Here is a 1995-nt window from a genome sequence, read left to right as displayed (position 1 = left end):
TGTAATCCGCAAATCGGTCACGTGTGCTCATGCACTTCCACCTTTAATGAAGAAGTCCATATAATGCACTATTTTTTATGACACAGTAAGATTAAAGGTCTACGAGATAGGCGATGCAGCCGCAATCGTCTTGCGACCCAGCAATCCGCTGCCCTTCGCGGCAGGCCGCAAAGTCCGGGACATTAATCTCGATCTCGCTCGCCAGTTGTCGAAGCCGACGCGCCGCTTCGGCAGGGCCACCAGTGCCAGCGAACTCCCGGTCACAAAGCAGGTTACTGATAACAAGGTTCATAGCAGCGCTCCTGGTTCAGCAACAGCGACTTTCGGATGCAGTCTGCGAAGCGCCCTCGGGTTGGTGTCGATGTATGTCCGCATACCATCCAGCTCGACAACCAGGTGGTGGTGGAGGCAAGCGGCATCCGGCGATATCTCGACCTCTTTGGGCGATTCGAATGCCGCCAGGACCTTCGTACGGTCAACGTCGGCCCCCATCCAAGCAAACACCCGGATGAACGTATGGACCTTCTTGCCGCGCGGCAGCAGCTTTGCGGCCTGCTCCGCCGAAATCATCATCTTGCTCATTTACTCACTCCCAGCCAGGACGAACGAGCTTCATGAGCTTTCGTGTCTTGCGCAGCGTCCGCACGCGAAACACCACATACCGCGCTGCTACGGCTGCCATAACGCCGAAACAACACTGCAACTGCCATCGGAGAAGATCGGCGTTGGAAGTCGTGACGCAAAAATAAAGGGCCAACGATAGCATCGCCACCACAGCGAGGACAGTCGTGCCAGAGACGCGAGAGTGGAAAAACATGGAAGGCTCCTGAAATGGACGGAGCCTTGCCCATAGGGAAGGCCCCTATGGGTGAAAGAAATTTGCTGACTGGTGCCAGCGAGGTCGATGCGTCGATGACGCGGGTAATGAGCCGATTCTAGCGAGAACCGCTCGCGGCGACAATCCGTCAACGCGAGGCGCGCCTACGCCGATTCATTCGTCGCCCGGGGTTGTGAGCATCCCGATCTCACAGAGAGCGTAGCGGGAGAACATCGCAGCGAATTCCTCCTTCTGCTTGCCTGAGAAAAAGACACCGGCCAGGTCGCCGTAGTCAATCTTCAGACGCTCCTGCACCGCCAGACAGGCTGCATGCAGGGCATCTTCCAGCAGCCCGGAAATGAGCATGCTTGCCTTTTCCATCCCGCTCGCCAGCCATGTTTCCAGCGCCTGCTGGACCCGGTTCGCCGCCTCGCAGAACACTTCAGCGTCGCGCTCGGTGGCGCGAGGAAAGAGGTGCGGTAGGTCGCCATCGTCCGCACACAGTCCCCCGAACTCGTTGGCGTCAACGTAGTCGTGAAGCGCGCTGTAGGTCTTTACTGTCAGCGGTATGCGGCCCGAAGCGATCTCCTGTTGGATTTGGGCCTTTCCCAATTCGATCGCTTTGGCAACGAACTCCTCCTGCTCCGCGGTCAGCTTCGTTGCCGTTGCATTCATGGTGTCGAGACTTGTCATCTTGGAAGTCATAGAAAAAAAGGGCCCGCACCCCTTTCGGGAATACGGGCTTGTTAGAAAGAAACGACGGAGTCGCGGCGCTACTGAGCCGCGAGCGCCACCACGTCGATGACGGCATCGGCTTCATCCACGAGATCGGGCGTCTGGCTGATGAAGAACTCCCGCTCGTAGCCGCCAAGCCGGAGCACCTCCCGCTTCATCTGCATGAAGGCACGCTTTCGCTCCGGATCGAGCGGGCCGTCGGCTTCGTCGGTGAACAGGGTCTGGAACGGCTGCTGCGTGTCTTGCGCCCGATACAGGGCGATGCCACGCGTCAGGCATTCGTTGATCCACACCTTCTGGCCGCCACTCAGCACGGAGAAATCCTTCGTCGTGCCGTTGTCCGCGTCCAGCACGCTGATGGCGAAGCCCTCCCGGGCGTCACCATTGGCCAGCTTCGTCTGCGTCTGGATGGCGACCGTGAAGCGCCGTCCGTAGCACGCCAG

The 1995-nt window shown here is 58.9% G+C and carries 5 protein-coding genes; all 5 read right to left on the bottom strand.

Translation table 11 applies throughout. From position 1 onward, the window contains the following. Positions 1–91 precede the first annotated feature (91 nt). A complete protein-coding gene (locus K309_RS0134720) occupies positions 92–292 on the bottom strand; it encodes a hypothetical protein (RefSeq protein WP_029050452.1) in 201 nt (66 codons plus the stop codon). Further along, the gene (locus K309_RS0134715) at positions 289–582 is read right to left on the bottom strand and encodes a hypothetical protein (RefSeq protein WP_035878936.1); all 294 of its coding nucleotides are present in this window, start codon (positions 580–582) and stop codon (positions 289–291) included. Before K309_RS0134715 ends, K309_RS0134720 begins: the two co-directional genes overlap by 4 nt. A gap of 4 nt (positions 583–586) precedes the next feature. Continuing rightward, entirely contained in the window at positions 587–817 is a 231-nt protein-coding gene (locus K309_RS0134710; protein ID WP_029050450.1) for a hypothetical protein, read from the bottom strand. Between the two features lie 174 nt (positions 818–991). Next, a complete protein-coding gene (locus K309_RS0134705) occupies positions 992–1510 on the bottom strand; it encodes a hypothetical protein (protein WP_232232654.1) in 519 nt (172 codons plus the stop codon). A gap of 80 nt (positions 1511–1590) precedes the next feature. Further along, a partial coding sequence (locus K309_RS38920; protein ID WP_035878934.1) for a nuclease SbcCD subunit C occupies positions 1591–1995 on the bottom strand: 405 nt, incomplete at its 5' end.

It is taken from the genome of Cupriavidus phytohabitans, from assembly GCF_000426345.1.
Classification (GTDB): domain Bacteria; phylum Pseudomonadota; class Gammaproteobacteria; order Burkholderiales; family Burkholderiaceae; genus Cupriavidus.
Note: the sequence above shows the minus strand (reverse complement) of the source record. Positions and strands in the feature narration are given on the sequence as shown.

Bases quoted from the DNA above. Each gene is read 5' to 3' on its own strand.
- K309_RS0134705 (WP_232232654.1), bottom strand. From the start codon at position 1,510: ATGACAAGTCTCGACACCATGAATGCAACGGCAACGAAGCTGACCGCG.
- K309_RS0134715 (WP_035878936.1), bottom strand. From the start codon at position 582: ATGAGCAAGATGATGATTTCGGCGGAGCAGGCCGCAAAGCTGCTGCCG.
- K309_RS0134720 (WP_029050452.1), bottom strand. From the start codon at position 292: ATGAACCTTGTTATCAGTAACCTGCTTTGTGACCGGGAGTTCGCTGGC.
- K309_RS0134710 (WP_029050450.1), bottom strand. From the start codon at position 817: ATGTTTTTCCACTCTCGCGTCTCTGGCACGACTGTCCTCGCTGTGGTG.